This window comes from Streptomyces canus (assembly GCF_030816965.1).
Taxonomy (GTDB): Bacteria; Actinomycetota; Actinomycetes; order Streptomycetales; family Streptomycetaceae; genus Streptomyces; species Streptomyces canus_E.
On sequence record NZ_JAUSYQ010000002.1, the window covers coordinates 2,209,795 to 2,222,957 of the forward strand.

The following is a 13,163-nucleotide window of genomic DNA, read 5'->3' on the forward strand; positions in this document are numbered from 1 at the left end:
ACCCTCGGGCACCTCCATTGGTTGCCTGCGTCCGGTGACTCACTGCTGATACGGCAGTTGCGGAACGTCGAAGCACGTATGGTCCATGTCGCTCTGGGAGACCCAGCCCCGGCCGTCCTGCCAGCGGGCCACCGAGAGACAGGTTCTGCGGGACTTCGGCGGCTCGACCAGGCGCTCGAAGCGGACGGGGAGAAGCAGGCCGTCCGCGGTGTAGTCCTGGCTGTGGTTCATGTAGGCGTCGACGCACCCGCGCGTGACGCCTTGTGGCGTACACGACTTCGCGGCGTTCGTGAACCACTTCGCGGCCGCCCAGCCCTCCAACTGCCACTGGGAATGCGTTTTCAGACTCCTGGTGGCGTCCCTGAACTCGCGCACGGCCGCATTGCCGACGTCCTCGAAGTTCCGGCTGGCCCCGGTCGCCCACAGGGCGTTGCGGCAGCGCGGGGCGTCCTTGTAATCGTCCGGGACGGTGGAGGTCCAGTTCTGCACGTTGGTGACCTTGGCGGTGACCTCGACGCCGGCCGCGTCCATCGCCTCGCACAACTGGGCGTTGCCATGGCTGTCGACGGCGTCGAAGACCAGGTCGGCGCCCTGCTCCTTCAGGTCGGCCGCCACGGCACGGAAGTTGGGCAGCGCGAAGTCGACCTGCTCGGTGACGACCTTGTACCCCTCGGCCTTCAGCCCCTGCTCGACGAGCCGGGCGTAGGCGGCGGACGCGGCCTGGTTGTACGACACGACAGCCGCCGTACGAGCCCCGTGCTCGCGCTTGAAATAGCGGTAGACCTCGGTGCCGCCGTACTGCTTTCCGCCCCAGCCGGTCGTGCCGCGCCGAGGCGCGAGGCTGCCGTAGATGCCGTAGAGGTGCGGCCAGGTGTCGTAGGCGGCGCCGAGGGGCTGGCCTCCGATGTCGGGCACGCGCGCGTGGGAGACGCGGGAGGCAGCGGCGTAGTCGAGGGCGGTGGTCGCGACCAGGGCGACCACCTTGTCCTCGTCGATCAGCCGGTGGACACAGGTGTTGTTGCCGACCCCGCTGCCGCCGTCGTCGCACTCGCGCACCTCGATCCGGCGGCCGTCGACGCCCCCGCGCGCGTTGAGGCGCTCGAAGTACGCCTTGGCGCCGTCGCGCGGGCCGGTGAAGGTGCCGCCGCCGACCGGGCTGGTGGCGCTGGTGACGATGCCGACCCGGATCGGGGTGCCGTCCTGGGCGGGGGTCGCCCGCTCCCGGTGCTCGAAGTCGCTCTCCGGCAGCCGACTGCCGCACGCCGTGCCCACCATGAGCAGCAGGACCGCGAGGGCGGCCTCAGCAGCCCGGAAGAGCCGACGCCGTGGCATTGCCGCTCAACTGCACCAGTGCGCACAGGGTGTTGACCGACACCTTCCAGGTGCCGTCCTGTTCGACCGCCGTTCCGGAGGCGTCCGGGAGGGCGGTGGCGCCGTTCAGCATCAGGGTGTACGTCACGTCGGCCGCGGTCGGCTTGGTGAACCCGACCTTCGTGACCTTCGCCTGCACCTGTCCGCCGCGCTGGTCACCGCTGAAGGCCTGGAGCACCGGGCCCATCTCGTCGCCGTTCTCCAGGACGGCCTGTTTGTCCCTGGTGGAGGTCTTCGGGTCGAAGAACTTCTCCCAGTTCGCCTTGATCTCCCGCTGGGCGGCGGCCGCGTCGGCGGGTCCGCTCGGCGACGGGGCCGCGGAAGGTGTGGTCCGCTCCACGGAAGGCGTCGGCGGCGGGCTCTCGCTGCCGCCGCCGCTGTCGTCGCTGCACGCCGTGAGGGCCACGGCGAGGGCGAACCCCACCGCCATCAGCCCCCGGCTGCCGTTCCCCCACGTGCGGTCGCTCCCGAGAACCATCTGGCTCACCACCGGGTGTCGGTCCGGGCCACGTGCGCCCGGTGCTTTCAGGGTCAGCTTCCAGAAGGCATAGTGCAAGCGATTGGCTTACATGGACAGGCACGCGACATGGGGGAGCCACAGATGCGGACAGCCCGACTGCGGACCGTGCACCCCGTTCTGTGGGCCGGCTGGGCCGCGCTCGCCGCGGGCGCGGTCCTGTGCGTCCTCGGCTGGTACGGCGTCTCGGGCGAGCGTTACGCCGAGCGGCAGCTGCCGTACCTCGCCTCCTGCACGGTGCCCGGCGCCGCGCTGATCGTCGCCGGGGCGGTGCTGCTCACCCACGGCCGGGGCGCGCTCGCCGCCACGCGTGTGGAGGAGCTGTACGGCCTCCTGGTCTCCGCGGAGCCCACCGGGGCCGAGGAGTCCGTCGCGGCGGCCGACGCGCCCCTGGCGGTCAGCGGGGACCTGCTGATGGTGCCCGGTGGCACGCTCTGGCACCGCGCGGACTGCCCGTTGGTCGCCGGGAAGGTCGAGTCGGTCCCGGTGGACGCGAAGCTCCTGGCGAGCGGAGAGCTGGGCCCCTGTCCGATCTGCGAGCCCGTCGAGGAAACCGACTGATGTCGTCGCTGACCTACGACCTCACCCTCGCCGGGTTGTCGGTCGGCAGCGCGGCCGCGCTCACCGGGGTCGGCCTGATCGTGACGTACCGCGCGACCGGGGTGCTGAACTTCGCGCACGGGGCGATCGCCATGGTGTGCGCGTACGCGCTGCGGCAGTGCGTGGTGGAGTGGGGCTGGCCGCTGTGGGCCGGGGCGGTGGTGACCCTGCTGATCCTGGCGCCGGTGATGGGCGTGGTGCTGGAGCGTTTCGTCTTCCGGCCCCTGTCCGTCCTGGGCGGCGATCCGGCCCAGACCCTGGTGGCCTCCATCGGGGTCTTCGTGCTGCTGGTGGGCGGGGCCGCGCTGCTGTGGGGCCAGGGAGCACGGGACGACGCTCCGGAGCTGGTGTCCGCGGATCCCTGGGGGCAGCTGGCGGTCGTCCTGGTCCTGGCGGCGGGCGTGAGCGCGGTGATCCGCCGGACGCGCTTCGGACGGGAGCTGCGGGCCGTCGTGGACGACCGCGGGTTGGCCGTGCTCGGCGGGATCGACGCCGACCGGGTGGCGGCGGCCGGCTGGGCGTTCGGGGCGTTCACCGCGGGCCTGACGGGCGTTCTGCTGGCCCCCTTCGTCCGTCTGGACCCGTACGGGCTGCCTCTGCTCGTCATGGAGGTGGTGGCGGTGGCGGTGGCCGCGCGGATGCGCAGCCTGCCGGTGGCCGTGGTCGTGGCGCTGGGCATCGGGGTGGTCCAGAGCCAGCTGACCCGACTGCACCCCTCGGGCCGGGGCGAACCGTTGCTCCAGGCGGTGGGGGCGAACCTGTTCGTCGTAGCTCTCCTCGTCGCGTGCCTGGCGCTCCCCCGCATCGGCACCCGGGACGCGCTGCCCCGGACGGCCACCGCGCGCGTGCCGACGCCTCAGGGCGCATGGATCGTCGCGGTGATCCTCTTCCTGATCCCGCTGGGTTTCGCGGGCTCGGACCTGCACACCTCGGTCCAGGTCCCGGCGCTGGGCGTCGTCCTGCTCTCCCTGGTGGTCGTGACGGGCAGGGGCGGCCAGATCTCCCTCGGGCAAGCGGCCTACGCGGGCCTGGGCGCCCTGTTCACAGCCCTGCTGGCGGCGGGCCGCTTCCCGGCACTTCCCCGGCTGCCGGAACTGGCGGCGCTGGCGCTGGCGGTGGTCCTGGTGGCACCCCTGGGCCTCCTGACCGGCTGGCCGGCGATCACCCGCCGGGGGCTGGCGCTGGCCCTCGCGACCTTCGCGGTCGGCGTCGGTGTGAGCCGCTTCGTCCTCGCCCAGCCGTACGCCACGTCCGGTCTGTCCCTGGGCCGCCCGGCGGGCTTCGAGGGCGACCGCGCGTACTACGTCCTGGAGCTGGCCCTGCTCACGCTCGCCCTCCTGACGGCCCACGCGTTGCGCAGAGGGCGTACGGGCAGGGCGCTGGCCGCCATGCGCGACCACGAGTCAGGGGCCTCGGCGGCAGGCGTCCAGGTCCCCGCCCTGAAGCTCCTCGCCTTCGTGGCGGGCGCCGCCCTGGCCGCCCTGGGCGGCGGAATGCTCGGCATGGGCCTGCGCGCCTTCGATCCCACCGCCTACGACCCCGTCCGCGGCCTCCTCTGGTTCGCGGCGGTGGTCGTCCTGGGCGCCGACAGCACCCTGGGCGCCCTGACCGCGGCGGCCCTCCTGGTCGGCCTGGACGCGGGGGCACGGGGAGGGGTGGCGGCGGCGCTGGTCGGGGTACTGGCCGTGCTGATGGGGCGGTTCCCCGGGGGGCCGTACGAGGCGGTGCGGAGGCTGCGGCCACGGCGGGGGGCGAGGCTGACGGCGACGGGCCTCCGGACACGGAGACGACTGCAACGGGCGCTGCGGGCCGCGGCGCCCCCGACCGCGGCATCGGGCGCCGACGCGATGCACGGCCAGGAGGCGAGCACCGCTCTCCCCGCCGCCACGGCGAACACCTTGACGGCGGATCCGGGCAGCGCCCGACCCGGCACGCACCGCCGAGCGGATCCCGACGGTGCCGAACAAGGCCGGTCCCGCCGGAGCCGACTCCCCGCGCCGCACGCCGCCGACGGCGCTCCGCCCCCGATCCTCACCACGCGCAAGCTCCAGGCCCGCTACGACGGCCTCACCGCCCTCGACGGAGTCGACCTCACCGTCCCACCCGGCAGTATCACCGCGATCATCGGCCCCAACGGCGCCGGAAAGACCACGCTCTTCCACTGCCTGGCAGGAACGGTCCGCCCCTCCCACGGCCGAGTCCACTACGGGAACCGCGACATCACGCGCCTCCCCGCCCACGCCCGCACCCGCCTGGGTATCGCCCGCACCTTCCAACAACTCGCGGTCTTCCCCACATTGACCGTGGCAGAGAACGTCCGAGTCGGCGCCGAGCAGGGCAGGACAACCGACCCGGCCGCAGTGGACCGCGCCCTGAGACTGTTCGCCCTCGACGGCCCCCTGCGCGACGCCCCCGCGGCCGGCCTCCCCACCGGCACCCTCCGTCGGGTGGAACTCGCCAGAGCCCTCGCCGGCACCCCGAGCGTCCTCCTCCTCGACGAACCCGCCGCCGGTCTCGACACCGCCGAGGTGACCGCCCTGGCCCGCATCCTCAGGGCCCTCGCAGCCGACGGCACCGCCCTCCTCGTCGTCGAACACGACCTCGACCTGGTCGCCGACCTCGCGCACGTCGTGCACGTCATGAGCGCGGGCCGCATCATCGCCTCCGGCCCTCCGGCCCACGTGCTGGACACACTCGACGCCCGGGAGACCGCCGTATGACAGCCGTCACGGCCATCTCGCTACGCCACGCGCGCGTGCGCTACGGCCCCCTGGAGGCCCTGCACGGCATCACCCTCACCGCCCCGGGCCCCGGCCTCACCGTCCTGCTGGGCCGCAACGGCTCCGGCCGTACGACGACTCTGCGCGCCCTGGCCGGAACCGTGCCGCTCACCGACGGCAGCGTGGTGTGGGACGGCACCGACGTGACCCGCGTACCGGCGTACGAGCGGGCCCGCCGCGGTCTGTGCCTGGTCCCCGAACGCCAGTCGGTGTTCGGCTCCCTCACGGTCCGCGAGAACCTCGAACTGGCCGCCCCCACCCACGACCTGGCCCTGGACGCCTACCCCCAGCTCGCCCGCCTGCTCCCCCGCCGCGTCGGCACCCTCTCCGGCGGCGAACAACGCATGCTCGCGCTCTCCCGAGCCCTCCTGGCACGCGCACGCGTGGTCCTCGTCGACGAACCTGCGCAAGGCATGTCCCCCACGGTCGCGGCCCGCACGTACGAACTCCTGGCCGCGCTGGACGCGTGTGTGGTGGTGGCCGAGCAACGGCTCCCACCCGCACTGCACGGCCGGACGGTGATCGTGTACGAACTGCGGCGGGGTGTGGTCGCGTTCAGCGGAGAGGCGGCGGAGCTGCGGCCGGGGCGGGGCTGACCGCCCCGGCCGCACCCACGCGCCCAGGGGCCCGTGACAGGGGAGAGCTCTCAGATTTCGAGGCGCTGCCCGGGCACGATCAGGTGGGGATCGGCGCCGATGACAGCCTGGTTGGCGGCGTAGACCTTCTGCCAGGTGGTCCCGTGCCGGGCGGCGGACGCGCTGCACCTTGGTGACCACCGCGATCCGCTGCGCCTCGGTGGCCTGCCAGTTCCCATCGCTCTCGCACCGGGTGATGCGGTCCCACACTCCGCCGTCCGCCGCCGCGGAGTTGCCGACCGCGGTCGGCAGCCCGAGCGGTGCTCGTTGCAGGCCGGTTGCCCGGTGCCACAGGTATCGGCAACTTTTCCGCCACCCACTTCATTCGCTGATTTCCTGATTTGTCGACCAGTCACCCAGTCGACCTGTGACCCACTTAACGCAGCCAACTTCCTTGAGCTTCCAACGACTTGACACTGAGTACCCGATTCCGCACCCGAGGTGACCTTGCGCGATTGATGGTTCGATTCCGTTCGCCCTGAGGCGTGACCGCCGCCACAGATCGCCCGTTGTCTTCTTCATGAGCCCGGGACCCACCCGGGCACCGCTTCCCGAGGGAGTCACCCGTGCCGCGCATGCTCGACGTCAGCGACGAGGTTCGCGCCGAGATCGGCGACGAAGAAGCCGACCGGCTGCTCGCCGGAGAGAACGCCCCCGGCAGCTACGACTGCACCTCCTGCCGCACCCAGGGCGACTCCACGCAGGAGCGCACCAGCACCGTCCTGTTCATCGGCGACGAGACCGCCGTTCTGGCCTTCGCCCACGCCGGCTGCCTGCCCTCACAGGTCGTCCAGGTCACCGAGGAACAGCTCCGGGGCGCGGTGAAGTCCATCACCGGCGACACCGTCGACCTGGACCCGGACAAGGTCGTACCCGAGCAGGCGGTGCTCGGGGTGACCAGTGGGCTGATCCTGATCGCGGGGGAGCTGCACCCGGCCCTTGTCGTGGAGCCGACCGGGCCGATCGTGCGGCCGGGCGCGACGGGGCTCGGCGACGACTTCCTGCCGCTGCTGATCGAGCAGGGGTTCATGCCTCTGACGGCGATCCAGGCGGTGCCGTCCGTTCTGCACGGGTGGTCGGTACTGCTGGCGGTGGGCCAGCTGCACGCGGTGCTCCAGCCGTCGCCCATCGGCGGGCAGCCGGTGGCCTGGTGGCAGGCGCACCAGCCGCTCCAGGTCACCGAGGCATGGCGGGCCGCCGCCAACAAGCACCAACAGGTGCTGATGTTCGCCGCGCCGGTGGGGTCCATCGGACGGCAGCCTCGCGAGGACCTGCTGCGGGACGCACTGGAGAAGGCCGCGGCGAACGGCAAGTTGGTCGCGGCCGCGATGCCTCTCGCGGGGACGTGAGGACCGGCTGAACGATCACGCCGAACCGCATCCCGGAGGTCTCGGTGTCGTTTGGACAGACGTGCACCCATACGACGCTCCGCGCCGGTTCTCCGGCGGACCATCGGCCACGCCGATCTACGACGCGCTCTACTCCGAGTACGTCAAGGCCTTCCGTTCGCTGCCGGGTGACCGCAGCGGCGAGGAGGAGCTGGACTTCACCGCGTTCGAGAACATCCCGCACGCCTCGGGCTCGTACAGCGCCTACGGCGCGGGGGCGTACAGCGCCCGCCAGCAGTCTCAGTGGCAGCCGGTGGGTCGCATCGGGCAGCAGCACACCGGGATGCATCACATCCCGGCAGCGCTGCCACCCGGTCCACGCCGAGGGAACTGAGACATGAGGGAGGGCGGCCCCGGTGGGGCCGCCCTCCCTCATGTCTACGTCACTTCTTCTTCGCGCCGCGCTTCTCGCGCACCCGCACCGAAATGTGGATCGGAGTGCCCTCGAAGCCGAACTCCTCACGCAGCCGGCGCTCGATGAAACGCCGGTAGCCCGCCTCGATGAACCCGGAGGCGAAGAGCACGAACCGCGGCGGCTTGGTGCCGGCCTGAGTGCCGAAGAGGATGCGCGGCTGCTTGCCGCCCCGGATCGGGTGCGGATGGGCGGCCACCAGCTCACCGAGGAAGGCGTTGAGGCGGCCGGTCGGGACACGCGTCTCCCAGCCCGCCAGAGCCGTCTCAATCGCGGGGACCAGCTTCTCCATGTGGCGGCCCGTGCGCGCCGAGACGTTGACGCGCGGCGCCCAGGCGACCTGGCCGAGCTCGGTCTCGATCTCCCGCTCCAGGTAGTAGCGGCGCTCCTCGTCGAGGGTGTCCCACTTGTTGTAGGCGAGGACGATCGCGCGGCCCGCCTCGACGGCCATGGTGACGATCCGCTGGTCCTGGACCGAGATGGACTCGGAGCCGTCGATCAGGATGACCGCCACCTCGGCCTTCTCGACGGCGGCGGCGGTGCGCAGCGAGGCGTAGTAGTCGGCGCCCTGCTGGAGGTGGACCCTCTTGCGGATACCGGCGGTGTCGACGAACTTCCAGGTGACACCGCCGAGTTCGATCAGCTCGTCGACCGGGTCACGGGTGGTGCCGGCCACCTCGTTGACGACGACCCGCTCCTCGCCGGCGACCTTGTTCAGCAGCGAGGACTTGCCGACGTTCGGGCGGCCGATCAGGGCGATGCGGCGCGGCCCGCCGATCGCGGTGCCGAAGCTCTGCTCGGGCGCCTCCGGCAGCGCCTCCAGAACCGCGTCGAGCATGTCGCCGGTGCCCCGGCCGTGCAGCGCCGAGACGGGGTGCGGCTCGCCGAGCCCGAGGGACCAGAGGTAGGAGGCGTCGGCCTCGCCGCTCGGCCCGTCGACCTTGTTGGCACACAGCACCACGGGCTTACCGGCCTTGCGCAGCAGTCGTACGACCGCCTCGTCGGTGTCGGTCGCGCCGACCTTGGCGTCGACGACGAACACGACGGCGTCGGCGGCCTCGATCGCGTACTCGGCCTGCGCGGCCACGGAGGCGTCGATGCCGAGGACGTCCTGCTCCCAGCCGCCGGTGTCGACGACCTTGAAGCGGCGCCCCGCCCACTCGGCCTCGTAGGTGACACGGTCGCGGGTGACTCCGGGCTTGTCCTCCACGACGGCCTCGCGGCGCCCGATGATGCGGTTCACCAGAGTCGACTTGCCGACATTGGGGCGGCCGACGACCGCGAGCACGGGCAGCGGTCCGTGCCCGGCCGCCTCGATGGCACCCTCGACGTCCTCGGGGTCGAAGCCCTCTTCCGCGGCGAGCTCCATGAACTCCGCGTACTCGGCATCGCCAAGCGCTCCGTGGTCGTGCTCTTCGGAAGAGCCCTCGGAGTGGATGTGGTCGTTCATGAAGTCCGTACCTCGTTCATCGTGGTGATCGGTGGACCCCCGGTTGTTCCGCCGGATTGATCCACTACTCAGTGTCGCCTAGCGCCCGGTCAGGCGCCTGGCGTTTTCCAGGTGGGCGCTGAGCTGCTTCTGGATGCGCTCGGTCGCCTCGTCGAGCGCCTTGCGCGTACGCCGTCCGCTGCCGTCGCCCGCCTCGAAGGGGTCGCCGAAGACGACGTCGACGCGGCTGCGCAGCGGAGGCAGCCCCTTTATCAACCGTCCCGGCTTCTCGGAGCTTCCCAGCACGGCGACCGGAACGACCGGTGCCCCGCTGCGCACCGCGAAGTACGCGAGCCCGGCCCGCAGGGAGGCGAAGTCGCCCTCGCCCCGGGTGCCCTCCGGGAAGATACCGAGCACCCCGCCGGCCTTGAGGACATCGAGCGCCCGGGTGATCGCCCCGCGGTCGGCCACCGAGCGGTCCACCTTGACCTGTCCGATGGCCGTCAGGAACGGGTCCAGCGGGCCGATGAACGCTTCCTTCTTGATCAGGAAGTGCGTCGGCCGGGGTGACACGCCCATGACCATCGGGCCGTCGATGATGTGGGAGTGGTTGACGGCGAGGATCGCGGGCCCGGTCGCGGGCATCCTCCAGGCGCCGAGCACACGCGGCTTCCACAGCCCGTACATCAGCCCGACGCCGATCCGCCGCCCGACCTCGGCGCCCTTCCGCGAAGGAACCGTGCCGGAAGAGTCCGTACTCACTTCCCCGCCCGCTTCTCCTCGACGAGGGTGACGACACACTCGATGACCTGCGCGAGGGTGAGCTCGGTGGTGTCCACCTCGACCGCGTCGTCCGCCTTGGCGAGCGGCGAGGTCTTCCGGCTGGAGTCGGCCGCGTCCCGCTTGATCAGCGCCTCACGGGTGGCGTTGACGTCGGCACCCTTGAGCTCCCCGCTACGGCGCGCGGCGCGGGCCTCGGGCGAAGCGGTGAGGAAGACCTTGAGGTCGGCGTCGGGCAGCACGGTCGTACCGATGTCCCGTCCCTCGACGACGATGCCCTTCTCGGCCGAGGTCGCCAGCGACCGCTGCAGCTCGGTGATCCGGGCCCGCACCTCGGGCACCGCGCTCACCGCGCTGACCTTGGAGGTGACTTCCTGGGTCCGGATCGGACCGGCCACATCGGTCCCGTCGACCGTGATCGTCGGGTTCTCCGGATCGGTGCCGGAGACGATCTCCGCCTTCCCCGCCACGGCGGCGATCGCGGACGGGTCGTCGATGTCGATCCCGTTGGTCACCATCCACCAGGTGATCGCCCGGTACTGGGCCCCGGTGTCCAGGTAGCTCAGACCCAGCTGCGCGGCGACAGCCTTCGAGGTGCTCGACTTGCCCGTGCCGGAGGGGCCGTCTATGGCGACAATCACGGGCTGGGCGGCGCCGTTTTCCACGGGGGGACACCTTTCGGGTGCGGTCTGGCGAGTGGTGTGGGGACGCGACTGTGCCCCGCACAAGGTTACTGGGTGCGCGTCACTCGTCCGGACGCCGTCGTCTCGAGGCCGGCCCTACTGCCGAATGGCCCAGCCACGCTCCCGCAACGACGCCGCCAGTACCGGCGCCGCCGACGGCTCGACCATCAGCTGCACCAGCCCCGCCTGCTGCCCTGTCGCATGCTCGATCCGCACGTCCTCGATATTGACCCCGGCCCGCCCGGCGTCCGCGAAGATCCGGGCCAGCTGCCCCGGCTGGTCGTCGATGAGCACGGCCACGACCTCGTACACCCGAGGAGCGGACCCGTGTTTCCCGGGCACCCGGACCTGCCCGGCGTTCCCCCGCCGCAGCATGTCCTCGATCCCGGACGTGCCCTCGAGCCGCTTCGCCTCGTCCGCGGACTGCAACGCCCGCAGCGCCCGCACCGTCTCCTCCAGGTCCCCGGCGACATCGGTGAGCAGATCGGCCACCGGTCCCGGATTCGCGGAGAGGATGTCGATCCACATCCCGGGATCCGACGCGGCGATCCGGGTCACATCCCGAATCCCCTGCCCACACAGGCGTACGGCGGCCTCCTCGGCGTGCTGGAGCCGCGCGGCGACCATGCTGGACACCAGATGCGGCATGTGCGAGACAAGCGCCACAGCACGGTCGTGGGCGTCGGCGTCCATGACCACCGGCACCGCGCGACAGTGCGAGACCAGCTCCAGCGCGAGATTGAGCACCTCGGTGTCGGTGTCGCGGGTGGGGGTCAGCACCCAGGGCCGCCCCTCGAAGAGATCCCCGGAGGCGGCCAGCGGTCCGGACTTCTCCCGTCCGGACATCGGATGCGTACCGATGTACGAGGAGAGGTCGAGCCCCAGCCCCTCCAGCTCCCGCCGCGGCCCGCCCTTCACGCTGGCCACGTCGATGTACCCGCGAGCGACCCCGCGCCGCATCGCGTCGGCGAGCACTCCGGCCACATGCGCGGGCGGCGCGGCGACGATCGCGAGGTCGACGGGCCCCTCGGGCGCCTCGTCCGTACCCGCTCCGAGCGCGGCGGCCGTACGGGCCTGCTCGGGATCGTGGTCGGCGAGATGGACGGTGACGCCCCGCCCCGCCAGCGCCAGCGCGGCGGACGTCCCGATCAGCCCGGTCCCGACGACGAGTGCGGTCCTCACTGTGCGATGTCCTTGCGCAGGGCGGCCGCGGCGCCGAGGTAGACGTGCGCGATGTCGGCGCGGGGCCGGTCGGACTCTATGTGCGCGAGAACACGGACGACGCGGGGCATGGCTCCCTCGATGTCGAGTTCCTGGGCGCAGATCAGCGGTACATCGGCGAAGCCGGTGCCGAGCTTGCGGGCCGCGGCCGCGGGGAAGTCGCTGTGCAGGTCGGGCGTGGCCGTGAACCAGATGCTGATCAGGTCGTCCGCGGTCAGCTCGTTCCGCTCCATGATGGCGGTGAGCAGCGCCCCGACCTGCTCGTCCATGTGGCCGGCCTCGTCCTTTTCGAGTTGGACGGCGCCCCGGACCGCTCGTACCGCCACGGTGTTGCTCCTTGCTGATGTGCGTTCGGCTCTTGGCCGTCCAGCCTAGTCAGCCCGCGCGGGGCGGGTGCGCGGCGCCCGCACCCTGAGATGGCTTCCCGGACCGTGCCAATGTCACCCGAATGTCCCAGTTCCGCTACTTGGGGGGAAAACACACCTGTGCGCCTCTGGACTCGGGGCCCCGGGTCCGCTCTGATGGCAGGAAACCCGCCTCGGGGGAGGCCCCTTACATGAAGCGTTCCGGACCGTTGCTGACACTGTTCGCGGGATTGCTGGTCGGCCTGTTCATGCTCTCGCTCAACGCCACGACGGGAGAGAAGACCACGTCGTCGTACGTGAAGCCGTCGCCCAGCGTCAAGGCGTCACCGAGCACCGCACCGGCACAGACGTCCGCGCTGCCCAGCCCGTCCCCGTCGCGGACCCCCGTGCCCGAGGGCGTCTACACGGGCCGTACCGACGACGACTCCTCCGCGGTCGCGATCACCGTGCGCGACGACAAGGCGATCGCGTACGTCTGCGACGGCCACAACATCGAGTCGTGGCTGCAGGGTGACGTGAAGGACGACGGCAGCCTGCGGTTGACCGGCAAGGGCGGCGCGAGCCTGGACGGCAAGGTGAAGGGGGCCAAGGAGATCCGCGGCACGGCCCACGTCGGCAGCGGGAGCTACGCCTTCACCATCGGGAAGGCGAAGAAGTCGTCCGGGCTCTACCGAGCGAACAGCACGGTGGCCGGCGCGAAGATCGAAGGCGGCTGGATCGTCCTTCCGGACGGCGAGCAGGTCGGCATTCTCAAGCGCGACGGCAAGCCCTCCCCGGCGCCGGGGATCGACCCGGAGACCGGTGCGGTGACGGTCGACGGACAGCAGCTCACGGCCCGTCCGGTAACCCCCTGACCCAGGGCCCTTCTGATGGATCTCCGCGGCGTCGCGACGCCCGGCACGCACGCTCACCGCACGCACCGAACGCCGCTCCTTCTTCCACGGAGATCCATCAGAAGGACCCAAACCCGAAGGAGTCGATC

General features: G+C 71.7%; 13 protein-coding genes and 1 pseudogene. 6 read left to right on the forward strand and 8 right to left on the reverse strand.

Features of this window, described 5'->3' with window-relative positions:
- Positions 1 to 39: 39 nt before the first annotated feature.
- On the reverse strand, positions 40 to 1,332 hold the full coding sequence (locus QF027_RS11145) for an ABC transporter substrate-binding protein (RefSeq protein WP_307074249.1): 1,293 nt from the start codon (positions 1,330 to 1,332) through the stop codon (positions 40 to 42).
- Positions 1,301 to 1,849, reverse strand: a complete 549-nt coding sequence (locus QF027_RS11150) for a hypothetical protein (protein WP_307074251.1) — start codon at positions 1,847 to 1,849, stop codon at positions 1,301 to 1,303. The genes QF027_RS11145 and QF027_RS11150 overlap by 32 nt, the downstream gene beginning before the upstream one ends.
- A 123-nt stretch (positions 1,850 to 1,972) precedes the next feature.
- Here QF027_RS11150 and QF027_RS11155 point away from each other — a divergent pair, with 123 nt between their 5' ends.
- The 3 genes from QF027_RS11155 to QF027_RS11165 are packed head-to-tail and all read left to right on the forward strand — an operon-like array spanning position 1,973 to position 5,864.
- Positions 1,973 to 2,449, forward strand: a complete 477-nt coding sequence (locus QF027_RS11155; RefSeq protein ID WP_306983606.1) for a hypothetical protein — start codon at positions 1,973 to 1,975, stop codon at positions 2,447 to 2,449.
- A complete protein-coding gene (locus QF027_RS11160) occupies positions 2,449 to 5,208 on the forward strand; it encodes an ABC transporter permease subunit (RefSeq protein WP_307074252.1) in 2,760 nt (919 codons plus the stop codon). Before QF027_RS11155 ends, QF027_RS11160 begins: the two co-directional genes overlap by 1 nt.
- Positions 5,205 to 5,864, forward strand: a complete 660-nt coding sequence (locus tag QF027_RS11165) for an ABC transporter ATP-binding protein (RefSeq protein ID WP_307074254.1) — start codon at positions 5,205 to 5,207, stop codon at positions 5,862 to 5,864. Before QF027_RS11160 ends, QF027_RS11165 begins: the two co-directional genes overlap by 4 nt.
- A gap of 50 nt (positions 5,865 to 5,914) precedes the next feature.
- On the opposite strand, the pseudogene QF027_RS11170 reads toward QF027_RS11165, so the two are convergent.
- A pseudogene (locus tag QF027_RS11170) lies at positions 5,915 to 6,167 on the reverse strand (hypothetical protein); the annotation flags it as partial.
- 302 nt (positions 6,168 to 6,469) lie between these two features.
- Here QF027_RS11170 and QF027_RS11175 point away from each other — a divergent pair.
- Together QF027_RS11175 and QF027_RS11180 are read left to right on the forward strand one after the other, a co-directional pair.
- Positions 6,470 to 7,252 (forward strand): hypothetical protein, encoded by a 783-nt coding sequence (locus QF027_RS11175; protein ID WP_306983600.1) that lies wholly within the window; start codon positions 6,470 to 6,472, stop codon positions 7,250 to 7,252.
- Positions 7,253 to 7,313: 61 nt separating this feature from the next.
- A complete protein-coding gene (locus QF027_RS11180) occupies positions 7,314 to 7,625 on the forward strand; it encodes a hypothetical protein (RefSeq protein ID WP_306983597.1) in 312 nt (103 codons plus the stop codon).
- A gap of 49 nt (positions 7,626 to 7,674) precedes the next feature.
- Here the strand turns inward: QF027_RS11180 and der are convergent, their stop codons facing one another.
- From der to aroH, 5 genes are all read right to left on the reverse strand, one after another.
- Positions 7,675 to 9,153: a ribosome biogenesis GTPase Der gene (der, locus tag QF027_RS11185; RefSeq protein WP_306983595.1), complete on the reverse strand. Its 1,479-nt coding sequence runs from the start codon at positions 9,151 to 9,153 to the stop codon at positions 7,675 to 7,677.
- 78 nt (positions 9,154 to 9,231) lie between these two features.
- Positions 9,232 to 9,933, reverse strand: a complete 702-nt coding sequence (locus tag QF027_RS11190; protein WP_373431013.1) for a lysophospholipid acyltransferase family protein — start codon at positions 9,931 to 9,933, stop codon at positions 9,232 to 9,234.
- Positions 9,891 to 10,577 carry a (d)CMP kinase gene (cmk, locus tag QF027_RS11195; RefSeq protein ID WP_306983593.1) on the reverse strand — a complete coding sequence of 229 codons (687 nt, stop codon included), beginning with the start codon at positions 10,575 to 10,577 and terminating at the stop codon, positions 9,891 to 9,893. Before cmk ends, QF027_RS11190 begins: the two co-directional genes overlap by 43 nt.
- Positions 10,578 to 10,691: 114 nt before the next feature.
- Positions 10,692 to 11,777, reverse strand: a complete 1,086-nt coding sequence (locus QF027_RS11200; protein WP_057614494.1) for a prephenate dehydrogenase — start codon at positions 11,775 to 11,777, stop codon at positions 10,692 to 10,694.
- A complete protein-coding gene (gene aroH / locus QF027_RS11205; protein WP_062052069.1) occupies positions 11,774 to 12,142 on the reverse strand; it encodes a chorismate mutase in 369 nt (122 codons plus the stop codon). The genes QF027_RS11200 and aroH overlap by 4 nt, the downstream gene beginning before the upstream one ends.
- A 230-nt stretch (positions 12,143 to 12,372) precedes the next feature.
- Here aroH and QF027_RS11210 point away from each other — a divergent pair, with 230 nt between their 5' ends.
- The gene (locus QF027_RS11210; protein ID WP_307074256.1) at positions 12,373 to 13,035 is read left to right on the forward strand and encodes a hypothetical protein; all 663 of its coding nucleotides are present in this window, start codon (positions 12,373 to 12,375) and stop codon (positions 13,033 to 13,035) included.
- Positions 13,036 to 13,163 lie beyond the last annotated feature (128 nt).

Coding starts and splice junctions, on each gene's coding strand:
- QF027_RS11155 (WP_306983606.1), top strand. CDS start 1,973: ATGCGGACAGCCCGACTGCGGACCGTGCACCCCGTTCTGTGGGCCGGC.
- der (WP_306983595.1), bottom strand. CDS start 9,153: ATGAACGACCACATCCACTCCGAGGGCTCTTCCGAAGAGCACGACCAC.
- QF027_RS11145 (WP_307074249.1), bottom strand. CDS start 1,332: ATGCCACGGCGTCGGCTCTTCCGGGCTGCTGAGGCCGCCCTCGCGGTC.
- QF027_RS11150 (WP_307074251.1), bottom strand. CDS start 1,849: ATGGTTCTCGGGAGCGACCGCACGTGGGGGAACGGCAGCCGGGGGCTG.
- QF027_RS11160 (WP_307074252.1), top strand. CDS start 2,449: ATGTCGTCGCTGACCTACGACCTCACCCTCGCCGGGTTGTCGGTCGGC.
- QF027_RS11210 (WP_307074256.1), top strand. CDS start 12,373: ATGAAGCGTTCCGGACCGTTGCTGACACTGTTCGCGGGATTGCTGGTC.
- QF027_RS11165 (WP_307074254.1), top strand. CDS start 5,205: ATGACAGCCGTCACGGCCATCTCGCTACGCCACGCGCGCGTGCGCTAC.